This is a genomic window from Kitasatospora sp. NPDC059408, assembly GCF_042751525.1.
Taxonomy (GTDB): Bacteria; Actinomycetota; Actinomycetes; order Streptomycetales; family Streptomycetaceae; genus Kitasatospora.
Genome location: NZ_JBHYWI010000051.1, coordinates 41,926 through 63,775, shown reverse-complemented (window position 1 = coordinate 63,775; position 21,850 = coordinate 41,926). Strand labels below are relative to the sequence as shown.

Annotated in this window: 13 protein-coding genes; 6 read left to right on the top strand and 7 right to left on the bottom strand. The window is 71.3% G+C overall.

The window, feature by feature from the left end; all coding sequences use genetic code 11:
* Positions 1-129: 129 nt before the first annotated feature.
* The 4 genes from ACFXDE_RS29115 to ACFXDE_RS29100 all read right to left on the bottom strand — a co-directional run bounded on the left by ACFXDE_RS29115 (position 130) and on the right by ACFXDE_RS29100 (position 3,441).
* Positions 130-1,014 carry an LLM class flavin-dependent oxidoreductase gene (locus ACFXDE_RS29115; protein ID WP_380497654.1) on the bottom strand — a complete coding sequence of 295 codons (885 nt, stop codon included), beginning with the start codon at positions 1,012-1,014 and terminating at the stop codon, positions 130-132.
* A gap of 331 nt (positions 1,015-1,345) precedes the next feature.
* Positions 1,346-2,038, bottom strand: coding sequence for an HAD family hydrolase (locus tag ACFXDE_RS29110; RefSeq protein WP_380497653.1), 693 nt, complete (start codon positions 2,036-2,038; stop codon positions 1,346-1,348).
* 90 nt (positions 2,039-2,128) lie between these two features.
* Positions 2,129-2,683, bottom strand: a complete 555-nt coding sequence (locus tag ACFXDE_RS29105) for an NUDIX hydrolase (RefSeq protein ID WP_380497652.1) — start codon at positions 2,681-2,683, stop codon at positions 2,129-2,131.
* A 113-nt stretch (positions 2,684-2,796) separates the two neighbouring features.
* Positions 2,797-3,441, bottom strand: a complete 645-nt coding sequence (locus ACFXDE_RS29100; protein WP_380497651.1) for a dihydrofolate reductase family protein — start codon at positions 3,439-3,441, stop codon at positions 2,797-2,799.
* Positions 3,442-3,603: 162 nt separating this feature from the next.
* Here ACFXDE_RS29100 and ACFXDE_RS29095 point away from each other — a divergent pair, with 162 nt between their 5' ends.
* Both ACFXDE_RS29095 and ACFXDE_RS29090 read left to right on the top strand, forming a co-directional pair.
* The gene (locus tag ACFXDE_RS29095) at positions 3,604-4,053 is read left to right on the top strand and encodes a very short patch repair endonuclease (protein WP_380497650.1); all 450 of its coding nucleotides are present in this window, start codon (positions 3,604-3,606) and stop codon (positions 4,051-4,053) included.
* Positions 4,054-4,092: 39 nt separating this feature from the next.
* The gene (locus ACFXDE_RS29090) at positions 4,093-5,427 is read left to right on the top strand and encodes a DNA cytosine methyltransferase (RefSeq protein WP_380497649.1); all 1,335 of its coding nucleotides are present in this window, start codon (positions 4,093-4,095) and stop codon (positions 5,425-5,427) included.
* Here the strand turns inward: ACFXDE_RS29090 and ACFXDE_RS29085 are convergent.
* The 3 genes from ACFXDE_RS29085 to ACFXDE_RS29075 are packed head-to-tail and all read right to left on the bottom strand — an operon-like array spanning position 5,352 to position 9,396.
* A complete protein-coding gene (locus ACFXDE_RS29085) occupies positions 5,352-6,257 on the bottom strand; it encodes a DUF6339 family protein (RefSeq protein WP_380497648.1) in 906 nt (301 codons plus the stop codon). The two genes, ACFXDE_RS29090 and ACFXDE_RS29085, sit on opposite strands and share 76 nt — an antisense overlap.
* A complete protein-coding gene (locus tag ACFXDE_RS29080) occupies positions 6,254-7,255 on the bottom strand; it encodes a hypothetical protein (protein ID WP_380497647.1) in 1,002 nt (333 codons plus the stop codon). Before ACFXDE_RS29080 ends, ACFXDE_RS29085 begins: the two co-directional genes overlap by 4 nt.
* On the bottom strand, positions 7,252-9,396 hold the full coding sequence (locus tag ACFXDE_RS29075; protein ID WP_380497646.1) for a helix-turn-helix domain-containing protein: 2,145 nt from the start codon (positions 9,394-9,396) through the stop codon (positions 7,252-7,254). The genes ACFXDE_RS29080 and ACFXDE_RS29075 overlap by 4 nt, the downstream gene beginning before the upstream one ends.
* Positions 9,397-10,004: 608 nt before the next feature.
* On the opposite strand from ACFXDE_RS29075, the gene ACFXDE_RS29070 reads away from it, so the two are divergent.
* The 4 genes from ACFXDE_RS29070 to drmB are packed head-to-tail and all read left to right on the top strand — an operon-like array spanning position 10,005 to position 21,812.
* Positions 10,005-14,771: a DEAD/DEAH box helicase gene (locus ACFXDE_RS29070; protein ID WP_380497644.1), complete on the top strand. Its 4,767-nt coding sequence runs from the start codon at positions 10,005-10,007 to the stop codon at positions 14,769-14,771.
* Positions 14,768-16,684, top strand: a complete 1,917-nt coding sequence (locus ACFXDE_RS29065; RefSeq protein WP_380497643.1) for a UvrD-helicase domain-containing protein — start codon at positions 14,768-14,770, stop codon at positions 16,682-16,684. The genes ACFXDE_RS29070 and ACFXDE_RS29065 overlap by 4 nt, the downstream gene beginning before the upstream one ends.
* Positions 16,681-19,950 carry a helicase-related protein gene (locus tag ACFXDE_RS29060; RefSeq protein ID WP_380497642.1) on the top strand — a complete coding sequence of 1,090 codons (3,270 nt, stop codon included), beginning with the start codon at positions 16,681-16,683 and terminating at the stop codon, positions 19,948-19,950. Before ACFXDE_RS29065 ends, ACFXDE_RS29060 begins: the two co-directional genes overlap by 4 nt.
* Complete coding sequence (gene drmB, locus ACFXDE_RS29055) at positions 19,947-21,812, top strand: DrmB family protein (RefSeq protein ID WP_380497641.1); 1,866 nt, start codon at positions 19,947-19,949, stop codon at positions 21,810-21,812. Before ACFXDE_RS29060 ends, drmB begins: the two co-directional genes overlap by 4 nt.
* Positions 21,813-21,850: the final 38 nt, after the last annotated feature.

Below are 21,850 nucleotides of genomic sequence, written 5' to 3'. Positions count from 1 at the left end.
CAACCCCCCCACCACAAACGTCCCCTTTCCCCCAGCCCCCAGCCCCCAGCCCAACCCCCCCCCCCCCCCCCCCCGGAAGCCACCTGGCCACCCCAGGTGGCTTCCGCCGTCGGCCGCCCCCGAAAGCGCTCACCCCAGCTGGGCCAGGCCCTCGGTGGCGATGCGCTCGAACACGGCGAGGTCGGCGGCGAAGCACGAGTCCGGGATCGGCCAGTGCACGACCAGCTCGGTGATCCCCAACTCCCGGTACGTTCCCGCCCATTGGACGAAGGCGTCGAGTGAGTCGAGCGGCCGCTCGCCGGTGAAGCCCTGGAGGAGCAGCCGGTCGAGCGAGGCCGCGTCCCGCCCCTCGGCCTCGCACGTGGCGGTGAGCTTCGCGAGCTGTGCGGCGACGACGCCCGGGGCCCGCTCCGCCGGGACGTCCGGGTCGGCCGGGTCCCCGCAGGTGACCCAGCCCTGGCCGTACCGGGCGGCGAGCCGCAGCCCGCGCGGGCCGGTCGCGGCCACGCAGAAGGGCACGCGCGGGCGCTGGACGCAGCCGGGGATGTTCCGGGCCTCGACGGCCGCGTAGTAGCGGCCGTCCCGCGTGGTCGCGTCCCGGCGCAGCAGCGCGTCCAGGAGGGGCACGAACTCGCCGAAGCGGTCGGCCCGTTCCTTCGGGGACCACTCCTCGTGCCCGAGCACCTGCGCGTCGAAGCCCGTCCCGCCGGCGCCGATGCCGACGGTGAGGCGTCCGCCCGAGACGTCGTCGAGCGTGATCAACTCCTTGGCCAGGGTGACCGGGTGGCGGAAGTTGGGGTTGGTGACGAGGGTCCCGAGGCGGATGCGTTCGGTCGCGGTGGCCGCCGCCGTCAGGGTGGGCAGCGCGCCGAACCAGGGTTCGTCGCGGAACGACTGCCACGACAGGTGGTCGTAGGTGTAGGCGGCGTGGAAGCCGAGCTCTTCGGCCCGCCGCCAGAGCTTCTGTCCCTCGCCCCACCGGTGGACGGGGAGGATCACGGTGCTGAGGCGCATGCGGCCGACTGTAGCCCGGCGGTTCCGCGCGCCGGCGGCGACAGGCCCGGTCGGCGGTCGGCCCCCGTGGGGCGGCGCCCTGGCCGCAGCGCCGTCGGCCGAGTGGAACCGGTGCATCCACTCCTCGGCCGCTGTCCTCAACTACCCGTCTCCTCATATCCGTTCCGCGCCATCACGCGCGGCAGTGGATCCGGGAAGCCAACCGCCCCGACACCGCGATGAACCCCTATCCGACTGCCCCCACCCCACTACCGGGCGCTCCGCAGGCATGCGAAAGGGGACAGCCCCCCTGGTGCGGGAGGAGGGCCGTCCCCGATGTCTTCAGCTCACGTCAGAAGTGCCGCAGCAACTCGTCGAAGCGCGCCAGTCGCAGCGTCGCGTCCTCGGGTCGCAGCTCCTCGTGCTCCATGACCCAGGTGTGCTCGTGCGGGATGAAGACGGCCTTCAGCCCGGCACGGACGGCAGGCAGGATGTCCGACTTGGGCGAGTTGCCGATCATCCAGGTGCGGCCGGCGTCCAGGCCGAGCTCGGCGGTGAGCCGCCGGTAGGTGTCCTCGTCCTTCTCCGGGACGATGTGGACGCTCCGGAAGTGGTGGGCGACGCCGGAGGCGTCCACCTTCCACTGCTGCTCCTCCACCGCGCCCTTGGTGAGCAGCAGCAGCTCGTGGCGCGGGGCGAGGGCGGCGAGCGTCTCGGCGACGCCCTCGATCAGCTCGACCCGACGGTCCGTCAGCGGCCGCAGCAGCTCGGTGATCCGGGCGTCGTCCTCATCCGTCGCCACCCGGCCGCGGACCTCCTGGAGGCACTCGCGCAGGCTCAGCCGGAACACCTCGGAGCCGTAGCCGTGCGCCGCCACGTTCCGCGCCTCGATACCGTCGAGCAGGGCCCTCGTCCACGCCTCGTCCCCGGGGGCGGCCACCCAGTCGATGAAGCCGTCGATGACGCGCTCGAAGAGAACGTTGTTCTCCCACAGCGTGTCGTCAGCGTCGAAGACGAGCGTCTGGCCCTTGAGTATCTGCTCCACTGATCCACCTCACGTGTACGGCAGGACGCCCGACGCTACCCGTTCCGCTTCCGCCCGCCACCCGATTTTCCCGGCCGCCCGGCACCGCGCTCAGGCCCCCAGCAGCCGCCCGGCGCGGTCGATCGTCTCCCGGAAGTTCGCCTCCGTGGTCCGCTGCCGGGCCTGCGCCACCGTGAGCCACTCCAGCGGCGACTGCGGGTTCTCCGGCCGTACGGCCTCGGGCGTCGCGGTGGCCAGCAGGAAGCGCAGGTCCGCGTGCTCGTGCGCCGGCTCGCGGGTCGAGGCGGGCACCGGCACCACGGCGACGTGCATGAGCGCCGCGTCGGGCCAGGGCGCGAGGTCCGTCAGCCCGGTCTCCTCCAGCCCCTCCCGCAGCGCGACCGCCAGGGCCTCCGTCTCCCCGGGATCGCCGTGCCCGCCGACGTGCAGCCACGCCTGCTGCCGCACGTGCCACCGCAGCAGCACCCGCCCGCTCTCCGGGTGCACGATCAGCGCGGACGCCGTGAAGTGCAGCGGCGTCCCGCGGTCCCACGCGTCCACGCCGCTCCCGAGGAGCTCGCGCGCCCGCTCGACGTCCGCCGCCTCGGCCGCTCCCCGCGCCCGGTACTCCCCGAGGAGTTCCGCAGGCCCCGTCCCACCCACCACGCCGACACCCTCCACACGCCCCTTGCCCCGCAAGCCCGTTGACCACGTCAGCCCCCACCGTACCGGGCACGCGCGCTCCCCCGGCCGAATTGAATCCGGGCCGGCCGTCGCCCCTACGGCCGTGTGAACGTCACGTGCGTGACGCCGCTCGGGGTCATGACCGACTCCACCTGGAAGCGCTCCTCCAGGCCCTCCAGGCCGTCCCACAGGCGCTCGCCGCGGCCGAGGACGATGGGGACGACCACGACGTGGAGGTGGTCGACCAGGTCCGCGGCGAGGAAGGCGCGGACGGTGCTCGGGCCGCCGCCGATCCGCACGTCCAGGCCGCCCGCGGCCTCGCGCGCCCGGTGGAGCACCTCGTGCGGGGTGCCGTCGACGAAGTGGAAGGTGGTTCCGCCGTCCATCTCGACGGACGGGCGCGGGTGGTGGGTGAGGACGAACACCGGGGTGTGGAACGGCGGGTTGGCGCCCCACCAGCCGGTCCAGTCGTGGTCCTCCCAAGGCCCCTGCTGGGGGCCGAACTTGCGGCGTCCCATGATCTCCGCCCCGATGCCCTCACCCCACGCACGCGCCACGGCGTCGTCGACGCCCGTGCTGCCGCCCTCGGCCCCTTGCATCTCGCGGAACGTCCGGGTCCCGAAGAACCACTGGTGGAGCCGCGTCCCGGCGTGGCCGAACGGCTGGTCGAGGCTCTGGCCCTCCCCGGTGCCGTAGCCGTCGAGGGAGATCGAGAAGTTGTGGACTCGCACGCGGGACACGACGTGGCCTCCTGCCATCGATCCGGTGCGGCGGCTCACCGCACTCACCGCTGCCGAGCGTAACCGCGCCCGGCACCGGATCCCGGCAGCCCCCGGCCGCGCGTCGTACCGCCCACCGCGGCCGCCCGCGATCCTGTCGGTGCTCCGCGCCAGAATGGGACCATGCACTCCCTGGAGACCACGCCCGAGACCCGCGATCGGATGAGCAAACAACGCAGCCACGACACGAAGATCGAGGTGGTGCTCCGCAGCACCCTGCACGCCGCCGGACTGCGCTTCCGGAAACACCGCAGGCCACTCGCGGGGGTGCGCCGTGAGGCGGACATCGTCTTCGGTCCTTCGCGCGTCGCGGTATTCGTCGACGGCTGTTTCTGGCACGCCTGCCCCGAGCACGCGACGTGGCCGAAGAACAACGCCGAGTTCTGGCGGGAGAAGATCGAGAAGAACCGCGCGCGGGACCGCGACACGGATGCCCGCCTCGCCGAGGCCGGCTGGTTGGCGGTCCGGGTCTGGGAGCACGAGAAGGCCGCCGAGGCCGCCGAACGGATCGCCGCCGTGGTCCGGGAACGGCGACCGCAGCGCAGGGCTGCGCGTAGCACGAACACGGACTGAGTAGGTCGTGGCAGCCGTCGCCGGCTAGACTCTCGCCACATGACCAGCTCGGACGCCGCCGCCTTCCATCTCGAGGTTCCGTACATTCTGGACCTCTTCGCCGGTCCAGGCGGTCTGGACGTGGCTGCGCACATGCTGGACGTGCCGTCGCTCGGGATCGAGTGGGACAAGGACGCCTGTGACACGCGGTACGCGGCCGGGCTCAAGACGTGGCACGCGGACGTCAGCGAGGTCCGTCGCAACCGCTTCCACGAGCTGCCTTCCGGCCTGAACGTCCTGGCCGGCGGTCCGCCCTGCCAGACGTACTCGGTCGCCGGCAACGGCGCCGGGCGCAAGGCGCTGGACAAGGTCGAGAAGCTCATCCACGAGTTGGTGGCCGGCGTCGGCGAGAAGGAGATCGACGAGGAGCTGAAGAAGCTGGGCGGCGACGGCAGGACCGCCCTCGTCCTGGAACCGCTCCGGTACGCGATCAAGGCCCTCGACTGCGAGAACCGCGACAAGCGACCGTTCGACGTGATCGTCCTGGAGCAGGTTCCCGCGGTCAAGGCGCTGTGGCAGGTCTACAAGGAGGCCTTGGAGACGGGCCTGCCCCGGGAGGACGGCACGAGGGTCCGGTACAAGGTGGCCGAGGTGAAGACCCTGCACACCGAGGCGTACGGCGTCCCCCAGACCCGCCGCCGGACGATCCTGATCGCGCGGCTCGACAAGCACCCCGCTCCCCCGCTCCCCGCCCCCACCCACCACACCTTCAATCCGCACAAGCCGGAGCAGGGCGGCCCGGAGGAGAAGCAGACCGCGCTGCCGGTGGACGGGACCACCGTGCTGCTCGAGCCGTGGGTCTCGATGGAGAGGGTCCTGACGAGCCGTAAGGGCCCCTTCGAGATCGTGTCGAACTACGGCAGCGGAGGCGATCCCAAGAAGCGCGGCATCCGCACGTACCGGCAGCCGTCGTTCACCGTCACGGGCAAGGTCTCCCGCAACGCCGTCCGTCGACACCCGGACGGCCCGGCACTGGACCCGGACCGCCTGACCATCCCCGAGGCCGGCATCCTCCAGACGTTCCCCCCCGACTACCCCTGGGACGGCGGCGACCGATCGCAGCAGGTGGGCAACGCCGTGCCTCCGCTGTTCGGCATGCACGTGCTCGCGGCAGCGCTCTCCCTGCCCCTCCCGCCGGAGGAGAAGCTCCGCGGGAGCTGGGGCCGACTCGACCCGAAGTCGGCCGAGTACGCGCAGCTGCGTACCGACGGTTGCAAGGCTCCGGACGGTTGCGGACCCGACTGTCCGGAGCCCGAGGGTCAGTCCGCTCCTTCTTCCTCCTCCGATTCGTCCCGCCCGCGGACCGGCGCGTCCGCCAGGAGATCGGCGAAGTAGTCCGCCAGGACGGTGACCGAGAGCTCCGGCGCGCGTTCCTCGTCGGGACCGGTCGGGAGCACGTTCCTGGACACCTGGCGCGCGGTCTCGGCCTCGTCGATCCAGTCGAGCAGCGGACGGGGGTCCCGCTCCGGGTGGTCGGGGGCGATCACGTCGTACATCAGCGTCGCCGCGGCGGCGTTGACGGCGCCGGCCAGGGCGTTGGCCTCGCGGCCGGTGGCGACCGACCCCTTCTCGACCAGCCGGACGATCGCCTGGGCGGTGGGTCGGTGGTTGACGAGGGACATCCGGAGCGCGGTGTTGAGGATGTCCTGGTTGCCGCAGGCCGTGACCACGGGACCGTAGTCCGAGCCGTCACGGAAGAGCTCCGCCGCCCACCAGAGCCGGGCGAAGGCCTGCTTGTGGTACGAGCCCCGGAAGCGTTCGGCTGCCACCTTGGCGACCTTGCCGTCCTTGGGTTCCGAGAGGTGCCGCCAGACCACGTAGTCCGGGGCGACCCCGAGCGCGAGGTAGTTCCAGAAACCGGGATCGGCCGCCTCGCGGCGACTGAGGCGGAGCACCGAGTGGAGGCGGGGGGCGAGCCAGGCGTCGGCCTGGGTGGTCTTGAGCCCGCCGTTCCGGCAGTAGGCCATGGCGTCCTCGGCCAGGTCGCGGACGGGCCGCAGCTCGCCGCGCCGGTCGGCGTGCGGGAGCGGTTCGGTGACCTGGTTGAGCGCGATGCTCGGCACGTCCTCGCGGCCGGTGAGCAGGCCCTCGGTGAGGAAGTCGCCCACCTCGGCGTTCGGCAGCAGGGCGAGGCGCTCCGGGAAGTGGCTGGGCCGGTCGGTCATGCGTCCCCCTGCGTGAGGCGTTCCAGATCGCGGATGGTGGTGGAAAGCGTCCGGGGGACGTTGGCCCGCCGGGAGGCGGCGAAGTGGATCCGGGACTGGAGTTCCCCCCACCCTGCGGCGGACGAACCGATGCGCGCCGCGTGAACCTCCCGAAGCGCCTCCTCGGGCCGGCGGTCGGGGTACATGTCGGGAAGCATCTCGCGCAGCACCTCGCCCTGCCAGCCGTGCGGGAACACCGGGGTACCGTCGTCCTCCGCCTCGAGGTCTCCGACGGCCGAGTGGAAGACGGCCGTCCAGACCTCGGAGCACATCTGCGCGAGGAGGAGTTCCCGGACGGTCTTCTCCGGGCCCGTGCCGCCGTCGGCGCCGATCAGGTCGCCGAGGCCGTCGAAGTCGATGTTGACGCGCACGGCCGGGATCCGGCCGGTGGTGTCGACCAGCCAGGGAGAATCCTTGTAGCGCTGGAGTCGACTCGCCCCTGCGCCGAAGTTCACCATCTTGACTTCGAGTTCACGGGCGAGCAGCGGCACGACCTCGATGACGTCGACGAACCACTCCGCGTCGGAGGTGGCGATCACCCGGCCGGGCACGCCGTCGACGGTGGCCACGACGTGGACGACGAGCGATGCCCGGTCGAGGAGGTCGCGCCGGTAGAGGTACAGCTCGGCGGTCCGCTCCCGGCCGTCGTCGGAGACCGGGGAGAACTCCACGCTCGTCCGGGTGTTGGTGGCCCGCTCGGTCAGGACCGCGACGACCTTGACGTCCTGCCACGGCCCCGAGGGATCGAGCGCCCTGGCCGGGAGGCCTACGGAGAGCCGCAACCGGGCCTGCGTCCAGTCGGGGCGGTCCTCGTCCGGCCCGAGTGCGACGACGCGCTCGACGGTGGAGAGGTACTTGCTCTCCACGTCCTCCCACGGCTCGCCCTCGGCCTTGGTCTGGGCGCTCTCGACGCGCCAGGACACGTTGCCGGTCAGCCGCCGGTAAGGGTAGACCTTCACGCCTGCTCCCCCTTTCCGATGCGGAGTTCGACGACCAGCCCGGTGAGTTGGGCCCGGACCGGGTGGCGCGACACGTCGGTGACACCGCGGAAGACAGCCTTGCGGCTGCCCGGCGACAGCTGCAGGGCCCCGTCGACGACCTCGCACCCGCTGATGGCGACGAGGTCCCTCCAGGGCGCGGCCGGACGAGGGCCGGAACGCACGTCGAACTTTGCGACCGGTGTGACCGGACGGTCCGTGTCCGCGCCGGACGGGACCCTGAGGTCCACAGTGACCGACCAGGCTCCGGTCTCGTCGATCAACGCGTCCACGTTGTCCAGTTCGGGCAGGACCGCGGCCGCTGCAGGGCGCGGCTTCTTCGCGCCGCCGCCCACCTTGAGCCGGCCGGCGATCTTGGCCTCTCCCCCGTTTCGGCGCTTCGCCCGCGGCACGGCGACCAGGTCGCGCACCGCGGTGTTCGCCGCCGTGGTCAGGGCGGCGATGCGCCGGTAGGCGGAGGGCGAGTAGGCGAGGCGCAGTTCCTCCGTCTGCCCCCACTTGTCGTGCTCGGGCGGTTCGGAAGCACGGAGGAACTCCTCGGCCGCCTCGGCGCCGGGGGCGTCCGGGCCCGCCGCACGACCGGTGAGGAGGATGGCCTGGAAGGGGTCGGTGCCGATCGGGAGGTTGGTGACCGGACTGTCCTTGACGGTCATGCGGTTGCCCCGCATGGAGACCAGTCGGTTGGAACCGCCATCGGCGTCTTCGGCGGCGGTGACCAGGACCACCGCCTCGTGCGTCACTCCACCGCGCACCTGGCCTCCGTGCAGAGGCACGTTGAGCGTGACGGCGGTTCGGGCGACCTGCCCGGGGCCCGTGAGGCGGTCGACGGTGGTCCCCTCCAGGAAGGCACGCAGGGCACGGGTACGGGAGGGCTGGGTGACGACCGGATCCACGTCCTCGTCACGCACGAGGGAGCCGTCGATGTAGGTACGGACGGACGCCTCCAGGTGCGGCTTGTGGTCGCCACCGCCGGTCATGGCGGCCCAGAAGTTGCGGCCGAGCGCGTCGACGAGCCGGGCGTGCATGCGGAGGACGGCGTCGTGCTCGTTCTCCTCGGCTTCCACCTCGTCCTCGGTGCCCTTGGCGGGCACTCGGCTGGCGACGTCGTGAGCACCGACGATGAGGAAGGAGGTACCGGGCGCCGCGCTCTCGCGGGTGAGGTAGAGCTTCTCGACGGTATCCTCGTCCGCCCACCAGGAGCGGGCCACGTCCGCGGACTTGGTGGTCGAGTCGGGGCGCCCGAACCAGGCCGGCCCCGCGAACTCCCGGCCGTCGACCTCACGCCAGGGCAGATCGAGCCGGCCGATCAGACGACGTTCGGTTCGACCCTCGTGAGGTTCGGAGAGCGTGGAGTTCATCAGCACGAGGCCGAGCCGGCTGGTCGCCCACAGGGTGGCCTTGCCCAGGCCGTAGGAGCCGCCCGCCCCGAGGTCCCGCTTCTGGCTGTCGAGTTGACGCCGGACGACGGCAGCGAAGATCCCGTCGTCGTAGTCGCCACCGGTCAGGCCGGTGGCGTTGTAGTCGTCGATCCGGAGCAGCACCAGGCGGTGGCTCTGGTACATGTCACGCAGTCCACCGGCGATCGTGCGCGCGACCTTGCCCTGCTTGCCGTTGTCGACGGTCAGCGCGTCGTAGTGCGGAAGGAGGTTCTCCCAATCGATGGCCTCACGGAACCGGGCAACGGCCTCGCCGGAGAGGTGGTGCAGCGTGTAGCGCACCCGAACCGGCTCCGCCGGGTCAAGGCGCGCGTCGAGACTGTTCTGCGTGGCCTCGCGGGCGAGGACCTCGACGTCGGCCTCGAACGCGAACGCGGCGGCGTTGCCGTACTCGCGACCGCCGTCGGCGTGCGCCGGCCGGTGGTACCAGGAAACGGGAAGCCCCAGTTGGGCGTCGGCACTGCGCGTGTGGATGGTCTCCAGGTCGGTGTTGAGCACCTCGGCGATCAGCCGGATGGTGTCGTCGCGGGGCACCGAACGGCCCACGATCCAGGCCGAGACCGCAGCCCGGGTCACGCCCAAGTCCTCCGCGAGCTCCGTCTGGCTCTTCCCTGCGTTCTTGAGCTGGCGCGCCAGCCAGGGGCCGAAGTCCTCAGCCGCCTTCACGTCCCACCTGCTTCCGCATGGCTTGTTTCACGAGGTGGGAGCCACGCTACCGCACCACTGTTGACAGCGACACCCCATTGTCAATCAGCCTTTGACGGGTGCCATGTCCGGCGCAAACAAACCCCGAACGCAATCGAAAACTCCGGCCCGGCACCCGATCCCATTTGCCCGAATTCCTCCAAAAAAGCCTCGAATAGGCCCGGCGAACCAGGGTCTACAGGCCCCCCATCAGGCCTCTTGCGCGCCGACGGAGCCCGTGGCAGACTTGTCGCCACTTCCACGGCGAACGTCGTGGAAGTGGCCCTCGAATGGGCCCGGCTTCGTTGTTTTCCTGGGGGGAATTCATTACGGCCGCCTCCGGAATCGCTTCCTGGATTCCGTGGATTCTCGCGCGGTCCGCTTTCCCTCCTGCCCCACCTCGCACCACTTCGTCGCATGGTCCACGAAAGCGAAAGCGCAGGTAACCCCGGTGTCCCCGCAGAATTCCCCGCGTGCCATTCAGTTCATCTGCCGCACCGCCATGTTCACCGTGCACCAGGACCGTTGACGGAACGTCCGACGTACAGCGCCGCCCGACCTCTCCCTCCGCACCCGAAGTGGAACCATCCGTGGCCGACCTGCAGTCCCCCGTGATCCGCACCGTCGTCGAACAGTCCCTCCGCGTCCTGGAGACGTACGGCATCGACGCGGGCCTGATCCCCGAACACGCCAACGGCGAACGCCGCATCACCCAGGGCGGGTACGGCGACCGCCAGCTCTTCGAGCTCGTCCAGAACGCGGCCGACGAGCTGCGTGACGAGCCCGGCGGCCGGATCCACGTCGTCCTCACCGAAACCCACCTGTACTGCGCCAACCAGGGCAACCCGGTGACCCCCGAGGGCGCGGAGACCATCCTGCGCATGAGCATGTCCCGCAAGCGCGGCGGGCAGATCGGCAGGTTCGGCGTGGGGGTGAAGTCCGTCCTGGTGGTGACGGACGCACCCGAATTCTTCTGCCTCGAAGGGAGCTTCGGCTTCGACCGGGCCTGGTCCTACGAGTTGATCCGCAACGTTCCCGGTGTGCGCGAGCGGCTCGGCGAGGACTTCGAGGCGCCCGTACTGCGCATGGCCCGCGAGCTGGACATGGTCGCCGAGCGCCTCCGCGACCAGGTATTGGACGAACTGCTGGAGTGGGCCACCACGGTGGTCCGCCTGCCGCTGCTCCCCGGCGCCGCCGACCGGCTGGGCAAGGACATGCACGGGCACCAGGGCGTGGCCGGTCACGACACCCGCGAGGAGTTCCCCTCCGGCTTCCACCTCTTCTCCCCGCACGTGGGGCAGGTCGGCCTGGAGGACCGCCGGCCCCGTCCGATCGCACGCCGGGCGCTGCGCTCCGAGCGAGCCGGCAGCCTGCACACGATCCACGAGGAGCGGGTCGGCAAGCCGCCGGCAACGTCGCAGTGGCGGGTCTTCACCCGCACCCACGAGCCCACCGAGGTCGCCCGGCGCGACGCCGGCGAGCTGCACGACCGACTGACCGTCGACCTGGCCTGGGCGGTCCCGGCGTACAGCCCGGACGAGCGGACCGGACTGCTCGGCGCCGCCGACGCGCGGGGGCGCGGCCGGTTCTGGTCGTTCTTCCCGACCAAGTACGAGATGACTCTCAGCGGCATCCTGAACGGGGCGTGGAAGACCAACGAGGACAGGCAGAACCTGCTGGACTCCTCGCCGTTCAACGTCGAGATGATCCGGACCGCCGCCGGTCTGGTGGTCGATTCCCTGCCCGAACTCGCGCCGGCGGAAGACCCCGGGGCGTACCTCCCGCTGTTGCCGGGCCGTTCCAAGGGCGTGGAGACGATCAGTTGGGCCGACCGGCTGCTCACCGAGCAGATCTGGGCCACCACCGCGGTGCGCCCGTCGCTGCCCGACCAGGACGGTGTCCTGCGCGTTCCGGCCGGCCTGAACATCCACCCGGATCTGGGGAAGGACAGCACTGCGGTCAACCGCTGGCTGCGGGCCTGGCACGCGTACCCGGGGCGCCCGCGCAACTGGGTGCACCCCTCGGCCGAGGCCACCGACCTGCGGACGGGCAAGGTCCAGCACATCCTCGCCGCGGCCCGTCGGCAGCGGGCCTCGATCGTCGAGTGGCTGGAGGCGCTGGTCTCCGACGGCACCGCGGAGGCTTCGGCGGCCGCGATCCGGATCGTCGCCGACATGATCGCTTCGAACGCCGGCTGCGCCGCCGAGGCCCGCACGGCCAGGATCGTACTCACCGAGGAGAACGGCCTGGTCGCCCCGCGGGGACGCGAAGTGTACCGCCGGACCGAGGAGGACGGCCTGCGGGAGTCGCTGGTCTACGTGGATCGCGCTCTGTCCGACGACCTGTCGCTGCACTCCGCCCTCACCGCTCTCGGCATCCAGGAGGCCGACGTCCGGGGGCGTTTCGTGAGCGTCCTCGACCAGGGCTTCGGCTCGTACGGCCCGCAGGAGTGGAACCGGTTCTGGGAGCTCTTCCACCGTGCGGGCGCCTCCGTCGTGGGCCACGAGGTGACCAAGCGGGTGGAGTCGCCGCTGGAGACGCTGATGGTGCGAACGGCTGACGGCCATTTCCACGCCATGCGCGAGTGCATGCTCCCCGGTGTCGTCGTCGCCGCGGAGAGCGACCCCGCGATCGCGGTGGACATGCGCTTCCACTCCGACGACGCGGGATTCTTCCGCGAGTTGGGCCTGCGGGACCGCCCGACCGGCAAGCACAGGCCCGAGGAGGAGCCCTGGTTCGAGGAGTACCGGACGGCCGTGCACGCGGCGTACTGCCGCACGCTGGACGACCGGGCGAGTCGACCGACCCTGGCCAGGATCAGGATCGAGGGCTCGCCCGTCGGCGGGCCGCTCCACCTGCTGCCCCGTCTCTCGGAGCCCGCACGCGCAGCCTTCCTCCGGGAGCTGCCCGAGGACGCGCTGGTCGAGCACTGGACCCGGCAGATCGGGGCTCAGGTCGACTCCCGCCGATCGGTGTCGTCCCCCATCCGTTGGATGCTCTCCCGACACGGACTGGTCGAGACCTCGCAGGGCCTCAAGCCCCTCAAGGAGGCCGTGGGGCCACAGCTCGGCGCCTATCGCGACGTGCTTCCGGTCGCGTCGATCAGCGGCGAGAAGGCCCGGAAGCTGGGGCTCGCCGACAGCGTCGAGAAGGTCCGTCCGAAGCAGTGGGAGCAGCTCCTGGAGAAGCTTCAGGAGAGTGAGGACGACACGTTCGTCGGATCCACCTACGCCCTGCTGACCCGGCTGGAGATCCCCTTCCCCGAGGACTCGCTGACCCGGTGCCGGGTCGGCAACGCCTGGGACACCCGGGCGGACAGCGAGATCGCCGTGGCCGCGAACCCGGAGGAGTACCGCTCCTTGCAGACCGAACGGGTGCCTGCGCTGCTGATGCCGAACCAGGAGTCCGCCGACCTCATGGTCGAGCACTGGGGCATGCTGCGCCACGACGACGTCGTGAGTCGGGAGACCCGGCACGAGTCGAGCGTGGAACCGGTTCCGCTGGTCGAGGAGTTCCCGACGCTGCGACAGAAGATGGGCACTTCCGTCGGCACGTACTCCCTGCTGCGCTGCTCCACGCTGGAGGAGGTCGTCCGCACTCCGCACGGCGCACGGGCGAAATCCCTGGAGAGCGCCCGCCAGAACAACGTGATCAAGGTCCTGGACTCGCTGGACCGGCTGGGCACGCTCCGGGCGGTGGATCGCGAATTGGGTCTGCGGATGGGAGAGGCCGGCTGCCGGTCCCTCCTGGAGGCCCAAGCCCGTCAGGAGCAGGACGAGAAGGTGCGGTCCGCGCTCAAGGCGATCCGCGAGGCCACGGACGTGACGACCAAGCTGGAACTGCTGATCGGCGCGGAGGCCCTGCGAGACCGGCTCCCTGCCGGCCTCATGGATGCCGAACGCCAGGACCCGGACGGGCAGGAGCCCACCGGTCGGCGGATCGCACAGATGGCGTTCAACGCGCACGGCGACACCGTGTTGAAGACCCACACGCGCGACATCCAGGAGCGCTTCCCCAGCGCCCCGTCCTCCTACAGCGGAGGGCCAGCCGCGGTCTCCTTCGTCGCCGAACTCGGTCTGCCCGCGCCGTTCGCAGGCCACCGAGCCCCCGCCCTGGAACAGAGCCTGACCGTGGAGGGCCCCCGGGACTTCCCGCGCCTGCACGACTACCAGGAACGGCTCGCGCTCAACATCTTCGAGATGCTGGACCGACTCGCCCCGCAGCGGGCCATGCTCTCGCTGCCCACCGGCGCCGGAAAGACCCGCGTCACCGCCGAGGCCGTCATCCGCTGGGTCAAGCAGACGGGCACGCTCAAGGGCCCGATCCTGTGGATCGCCCAGACCGAGGAACTGTGCGAGCAGGCCGTGCAGAGCTGGCAGTTCGTCTGGAGCAAGGCCGGCGCGCAGGATCGGCTGACGATCAACCGGCTGTGGACCTCGAACGAGGCCGCCCCGATCACGGACGGTCCGCAGCTCGTGGTGGCCACCGACGCCAAACTGCGGGTGTGCCTCGAGACCGACCGCTACGCCTGGTTGCGCGAGGCCGCCCTGGTGGTGGTGGACGAGGCTCACGTGGCGACCAGCCCGAGCTACACCGAGATCCTGAGCCTGCTCGGTCTGACCCAGCACCGGACCGATCGGCACCTGCTCGGTCTCACCGCCACACCGTTCCGGGGCCACAACGAGGAGGAGACCCGCCGGTTGGTCAACAGGTTCGGCGCGCGCCGGCTGGACGAGGGAGTCTTCCCCTCCGACGATGCCTACGGTCACCTCCAGGAGATCGGCGTGCTGGCACGCGTCGAGCACCGGGAGTTGACCGGCGGCATCATCGAACTGTCCCGCCAGGAGCGTGAGAGCGCCGAGCAGTTCAGCCTGCTGTCCAAGGCCGCCGAACAGCGACTGGCGGAGGACCACGACCGCAGCCGCCGCATCGTCGAGGAGGTCGCGGCGATGGACGAGAACTGGCCCGTCCTGGTGTTCGCCACCTCGGTGGAGCACGCCAAGCTCCTGGCGGCCATGCTGATGGACCAGAAGATCTCCGCGACCTCGGTGGACGCGACCACCTCCGACGCCGACCGCCGGGCCCGGATCCGGGAGTTCCGAGACGGCCGGGTGCGGGTGCTCACCAACTACGGCGTCCTCACCCAGGGGTTCGACGCGCCGGCCACCCGCGCGGTGGTCGTCGCCCGCCCCGTCTACAGCCCGAACGTGTACCAGCAGATGATCGGACGCGGTCTGCGCGGGCCCCGCAACGGCGGCAAGGACACCTGCCTCATCCTCAACGTCCGCGACAACATCCGGAACTTCGACAGCGCCCTCGCGTTCACCCGGTTCGAGCACCTGTGGAGCGCCCGATGACCCTCTCCCCTGCGGACGGCCCCGCCCTCACCGCCGAACAGCAGGCCGTCGTCGACCAGCCGTGGGACGCCCGGATCCTGGTCACCGCCGGCGCGGGCACGGGCAAGACCCACACGCTGGTGCGTCGCATGGACGCGCTCATCGGCCGCACCGACCCGGACGAGGCGCTGGAGGCCTCCGAGCTGCTGGTCCTCAGCTTCTCCCGTGCCGCGGTCCGCGAGCTGCGGGACCGGATCGCCCGGCACGGAGAACACGCTCGACGGGTACGGGTCCAGACCTTCGATTCCTGGGCGTACTCCCTGCTGCTGCAGGCGTACCCGGACGGGGAGTGGTCGGCGCTCTCCTTCGCCGAACGCATCCGGGCCGCCACCGAGGCGATCGAGAAGGGTGCGCTCGAAGCCCTGGAGGCCGGCCCTCCCGCGCACGTCGTCGTCGACGAGGTGCAGGACCTGGTGGGTGCTCGCCGGGAGATGGTGGAGTCGCTGCTCGACCGGCTCCAGGATTCCTGCGGGTTCACCCTGGTCGGCGACCCGGCCCAGGCGATCTACGACTTCCAGATCGAGGACCCGGAGGAGTACGCCGATCGTGCCGACCTCTTCCTGCGCTGGGTGCGGGTCTCCTTCGCGGACGACCTGGTCGAGCTCCGCCTGACCCGGAACTTCCGGTCGGTCACCCCCGAGGCCCGCACCGCGCTCCCGCTCGGCCCCGCCGTCCAGGGCATCGGCAGTGCCGCCGAGGGCGCGGACGCGTCCGCCGAGCGCCTCCACGGGGAGCTGCGCGAACTCCTCCTCGGCCTCCCCGACCTGGGTCCGCTCACCAACTCCTTCACCCTGGACTCGCTCCGGTCGTTCCCGGGCACCTGCGCGATCCTGTGCCGGGACAACCGACAGGCGCTGGTGCTCTCGGAACTCCTGCACACCCAAGCGGTCCCGCACGCCCTGCGACGTTCGCTCCAGGACCGACCGGTGCCGTACTGGGTCGCCGAAGTGCTCCGTCGCACCCGGGCCGTCACTCTCGACGAGCAGCAGCTGCGCGCACTGCTCACGGCGATCCCGTTGCCCGAAGGGACCGACGTCGACCGCGTGTGGCGCTCCCTGCGGGTAGCGGCACGCGGCGCCGGTCGCGGCACGCTCGACGTGGCGCGGCTGCGCCGTCTGGTGGTGGAGCGCCGGTTCCCGGACGAGCTGGCGGATCCGGAACCCGCGCACCTGGTGGTGTCCACGGTGCACCGCTCCAAGGGCCTGGAGTTCGACCGGGTGGTCCTGCTCAACCCGCCGGCCATGACCGAACTGCGCCGCCGGACCACCGAGCTCGACGTCCCGGCCGAGGCGCGCGCGCTCTACGTGGCGATGACCCGCGCTCGGGAGGACCTGTACCGGCTCGCCGCGCCCGACACGGCGACGGTGCTCCGGCACAGGCCGACCGGACGGTGGTACCGGGGAGTCCCGAACCCGAGTCACCGGTGGCGCCGCGACGGGGTCGAGGTGCGGGCCGGCGACGTGGACACGCTGGAACCTGCCGACGCCCCGGTCGATGCCCCCGCGGCCCAGGCCTACCTGCTGGAGCGGGTGCGTCCGGGCGACGCGGTGACCTTCCGGTTGCGCGACGACCTCCCCACCGGCCCCGAGCAGAGCCCCCGGTACGCCTTGCTGCACGGAGATCGGGAGATCGGCGACGCCTCCGAAGCCTTCAGGAGCCATTTGCACTCCGTCCTGAAGGTCGGCACGAACTGGGAAATCCGCTGGCCCGTGGAGGTCTCCGGACTGCGGATCGACTGCCTGGAATCGGTCGCGGGCAGCCGGGCGGCCGGAACCAACGCGGGCCTGGGCGACCAAGGGGTGTGGATCGCCCCCCGCATCAGTGGAATCGGACGGTTCCGGCACGCCGCCGGAACCGAGGAGGAGCAGGAATGACCATCCACGCAGGACGGCACGCCGGGCACTACGAGGTCCGCGAGGACCTGGTGGCCCGGCTCCGCCGAGAGCTGCTCGGCCCCGACACCGACGCCTCCGTCGAGGACCGCGCCGAGGTCCTCGACCAGGACGCTCCGATCACCCGCTATCCGATCGGCGTGCTCTTCCCCCGCCCGGCGGACTCCGCGGCGGGCCGTCGCCTCCTGGAAGACGCCGCCGAGCAGGACGGCCTCGACGAGGAACCCGTGAGCAGGGCGGACAGCCCCGACGAATCCGGGGCGGCCGCCGAACGCCCCAACGCCGGCGACCGCCGTCCGTCCTCCGTCGGCCTGACCTTCGCGGTCGACCTCGACGCATGCCGGGAGATCGTGGTCTCGGCCCGCGCCGCCGCATACGAGCCGGAGGACTCCGAAGGGCGCAAGGTCTCGGCCCGCCGGAGCGAGGCCCGCACCACCGCCGACCAGCGGGAGCACTGGCGCCGGGTCGAGCTGGACCTGCCGGATACCACGGTCGACGTGACGTACCCGGGCCGCGGTGCCTCCCGCGACCTGCTCGACGGCACGGCCCGGCTGGAGGTCAACGTCCGCCGGCCCTCGCCGGAGACCGGTACGGTCACCGTCACGGTCACCCTGGTGAACATCCAGAAGGTCGGCGAGCGCGAACTGCAGGACGCCTTCGCCCTCTTCCAGACCGGGCTGACGGTCCGGGCCGGCAACGGATCGAGCGCCTTCGTGGAGCGCCCGGGCGCGCTGTCCGCCGTCGATTCCGAGCTGGAGACCAGCCGACTGCTGCACCGCCACGCCCCCACCTTCGCCGCGGGCCACGGCTGCGCGGCCGTGTGGGACTGGACCCCGTCTCCGATCGGCCTCACCGACGTGGTGCGAGCGGGCGTGGCCGAGGTCCGCACCGAGTTCGTGCCCACCCACGAAGTGCTGCTCACCGACTCCAACCCGACGATCGACGCGAGCGCTCTCACCATGCTCGGACTCGCCGAAGCCGACGACGCCGAGGTGACCTCCGCTCTGGAAGGGCTCGCCCTGGGCTACGAACGGTGGATCGACCGGAAGCGGGACGAAGCCGCCGCCCTCGCCGGCACCCCGTACGAGCAGGCCGCCGACGACCAGGTCCACGCGTGCGAGGAGGCCCTGGCTCGGATCCGCGGGGGCATCGCCCTGCTGCACGACAAGCCCGACCTGATGCGGGCGTTCCGCCTGGCCAACCGGGCGATGGCGACCCAGCGTGCCAGGGCCGCCTGGGTCAAGAACGGCCGAGCGGGCGAGCCGGACCCGGCCTCGGCGCGCTGGCGACCCTTCCAAATCGCCTTCGTACTGCTCTGCCTGGCCGGGGTGGACGATCCGAAGCACCCCGACCGTGGTGTGTCCGACCTTCTCTGGTTCCCCACCGGTGGTGGCAAGACCGAGGCGTACCTGGGCCTGATCGCGCTGACCACCTTCCTGCGCCGGATGCGCCTGGACACGGCGGGTGGCGGTGTCACCGTCCTCATGCGCTACACCCTGCGCCTCCTGACGCTGCAGCAGTTCGAACGCGCAGCCATCCTGATCTGTGCAATGGAACGGATGCGTCGGGAGAACCCCGGCGAGCTGGGCCACGAGGAGATCTCCATCGGCATGTGGGTGGGGCGTTCCGCCACCCCGAACACCCTGGACGTCGCCGCCCGGCAGCTCGGTACCGCCCGCTCCGGCCGGGTGCTCCAGAAGGAGAACCCCGTCCAACTGCACGCCTGTCCGTGGTGCGGCACCGCCCTCGACGCCCACCACTACTCGGTGGACGACGAAGCCCAACGGATGGACGTGCGTTGCCCCGGTGCGAACTGCGACTTCTCCGACGGACTGCCCGTACACCTGGTCGACCAGGCGGTGTACGCGGCCCGGCCCACCCTGGTGATCGCGACCGTCGACAAGTTCGCCTCGATGCCCTGGCGCGCGCAGACCGCCGCCCTCTTCAACCGGGACCGTCAGGACGCCACCCCTCCACCGGAGTTGATCGTGCAGGACGAACTGCACCTGATCTCCGGCCCGCTGGGCACCCTGACCGGCCTGTACGAGACGGCCGTCGACGTCCTCGCCGACCGCCCCAAGGTCATCGCCTCGACCGCGACCATCCGCCGGGCCGCCGACCAGGGCAGGGCACTGTTCTCCCGCGAGGTCCGGCAGTTCCCGCCCGCCGGTCTGGACGCCCGCGACTCCTGGTTCGCCGTGGAGACGCCGGCGAGCGAGAAGGCGTCCCGCCGCTACGTGGGGTTGCTCGCCCCGGGCACCAGCCAGTCCACCCTGCTGATCCGCACCTACGCCACCCTGCTCCACCAGGCAATGCGTGCCGACACCACGGACGAGGTGCGGGACGCGTACTGGACGCTGGTCGGCTACTTCAACAGCCTGCGTCTGCTGTCCGCTGCCGAACTCCAGGTGCACGACGACGTCGTGGCCTACCTGGACCACCTCGCCGACCGCGACGGGTGCGCACCGCGATCCGTCGGCAACCACTCCGAGCTGACCAGCCGGGTCGACGCCAGCGAGATCCCGGCCCGTCTCAAGCAGATCGAGCGCCGGCTGGCGGACGACGCGGCGGACGTGGTGGACGTCCTCCTCGCCACGAACATGATCGCCGTCGGCGTGGACGTGGACCGGCTCGGCCTGATGGCCGTCATGGGCCAGCCTCAGACCACCGCCGAATACATCCAGGCCACCAGCCGGGTGGGCCGCGCCCACCCCGGTCTGGTCGCGGTGATGCTCAACGCCGGCCGCTCACGGGACCGTTCGCACTACGAGAACTTCCAGCACTTCCACTCCGCGCTCTACCGCGAGGTCGAGTCCACCTCGGTGACGCCCTTCTCGGCCCGCGCACGCGCCCGCGGACTGCACGCGGTGATCGTCGCCCTGGCCCGCATCGCGATCCCCGCCGCCCGCAGGGACGAGGACGCGGGGAGGATCCACCTCTTCCGGGACGAGCTGCGGGAGACGATCCGCCCGCTGATCCTCGAACGGGTCGCGAGGGTCTCCCCGGCGGACACCGCAGCCAAGGAGGTCGCCCACGTCGCCGCGGCCTTCGACGAGTTCGTGGACTGGTGGTACGACGAGGCCGAGGCGCACGGCGGTCTGTACTACGAACCGAAGCGCGGGCGCTCCGTCCCCTCGCTGCTCAAGCCCTACAACGACGCCTTGGAGGACGTCGAGGCATGGGAGACCCTGTGGTCCCTGCGCGACGTCGACGCCGAGTCCGCCCTGTTCATGGAGGCATCCCGATGACCCCGCCCCCGTCCCGCCGCCGGCGCGGCACCGACGGCTCCACCGCACCGGCCCGCAATCTGCCCCGCCGCGGTGCGGTCCGCCGGGCCCAGGCCATCACCACCTACGGCGTGGGGTCGCTCATCGCCGTCGACCAGGAGTCCTTCATCGTCGCGGGCATCGACGGTGCCGCGGAGCACTGGCCCCACGACGAGGCACCGGTGATCCGCGAGCCCCGCCTCGCCCGGGTGTTGGACGTGCGACACTTCCGGCTTCCACCCGCCTCCGCCGACGACAGTCGGGACGGCATCCGGGTCCGCCGCTTCCCGCTCTGGCACCATTGCCCCGAGTGTCACGCCCTGGACCACGTGGGCAAGTTCAACCCACCTCCCGGACGCAACGAGTGCGGCGAGTGCGCCGAGCCACTGGTCCCCTCCCGCTTCGTGGTCGCCTGCGAGGACGGGCACATCTCCGACTTCCCGTACCGGGCTTGGCTGCACCGACGACTGCGCGGGGAAGGCACGGTCGTCACCTGTGACGGCCGGATGAGCCTCCGGTCGTCGGGCCGAACCTCGTCGCTTCGCTCGGTGGTGCTCTCCTGTTCCTGCGGAGTGCCCGAGGTGTCCATGGAGGGATCCTTCCGGGCCGGCGCCCTCAAGGAGCTGAACATCGGCTGCAAGGGCGAACGGCCGTGGCTGAAGGACGCACCCAAGGACTCCTGCCTCCTGACACCCCGTACCCTCCAGCGCGGTTCGTCCTCCGTCTGGCAGCCGGTGCTCCGCTCGGCCCTGTCCATCCCGCCGTGGAGCGACACCAGGGTGAACGCCCTGGACAAGCATTGGGACAAGCTCCGCGACTGCACCAGCCTCGTGGAGATGGAGATCCACCTGAAGCACATCTTCGACGGGGTGCCCTCTCCGGTGACCGCCCAGGAAGCCTTGGACCTGGTCGCTGCCATGGAGGCCGAGGACCCCTCCGGCGAAGACGCTCCCGACCGCGACCAGGAGCAGCGCTACCGGGCCCTGCGCGACCTCGAGTACCAACGCCTGTGCGCCGGCAACCCCGAGGAGTTCGGCCACCATACCGAGCAGTTCGTCTGCGAGCCGCCGGTCGGCGACGAGAAGCCCCTGACCGGCCTGGGCCTCGTCGCCCCGATGCTGGTGAAGAAGCTCCGCGAGGTCCGCGCGCTCAAGGCCTTCACCCGGGTCATCGACCCCGAGACCTCCTCCGAGGGCCACGAGGCGCCGCTGTCCCTCTCTCCCACCGACTGGCTTCCCGCCATGGAGGTGCACGGCGAGGGCGTGTTCCTCCGCTTCGACGAGGAGAAGGTCGACACCTGGGCCGAACTCCCGGCCGTCGCGGCCCGCGTGGCCCGGATGCGGCACCGCCATCAGCAGGTTCTCACCGAGCGGGCCTCCGACCCGACCCGGGCCCCGGTCTCGCCCGCCGATCCCCGCATGGCCCTGCTGCACACCTTCGCGCACGTGATGATCAACGAGTGGAGCCTGGACTCGGGGTACCCGGCCGCCTCCCTCCGTGAGCGGATCTACTCCGGCGACGAGATGGCAGGCGTCCTGATCTACACGGCCACCAGCGACTCGGCCGGGAGCCTCGGCGGACTGGTCGCCCAGGGGGAGATCGAGCGACTCGCCCGGGCCGTGCGCTCGGCCGTCCACCGCGCCGAATGGTGTTCCGCCGACCCGCTCTGCATCGAGACCGAGATCTCCGGTGCGGGCGGCACCAACCTGGCCGCCTGTCACGCCTGCGTGATGCTCCCGGAGACCAGCTGCGAACACAACAACGGCCTGCTCGACCGGGCCCTGATCGTCGGTACCCCCGAGGACCCGTCGATCGGCTTCCTTTCACACCTGCTCACCCACTGAGCACCGAGCAGTGACGCCTGCGGCGGACGGCACCCTTG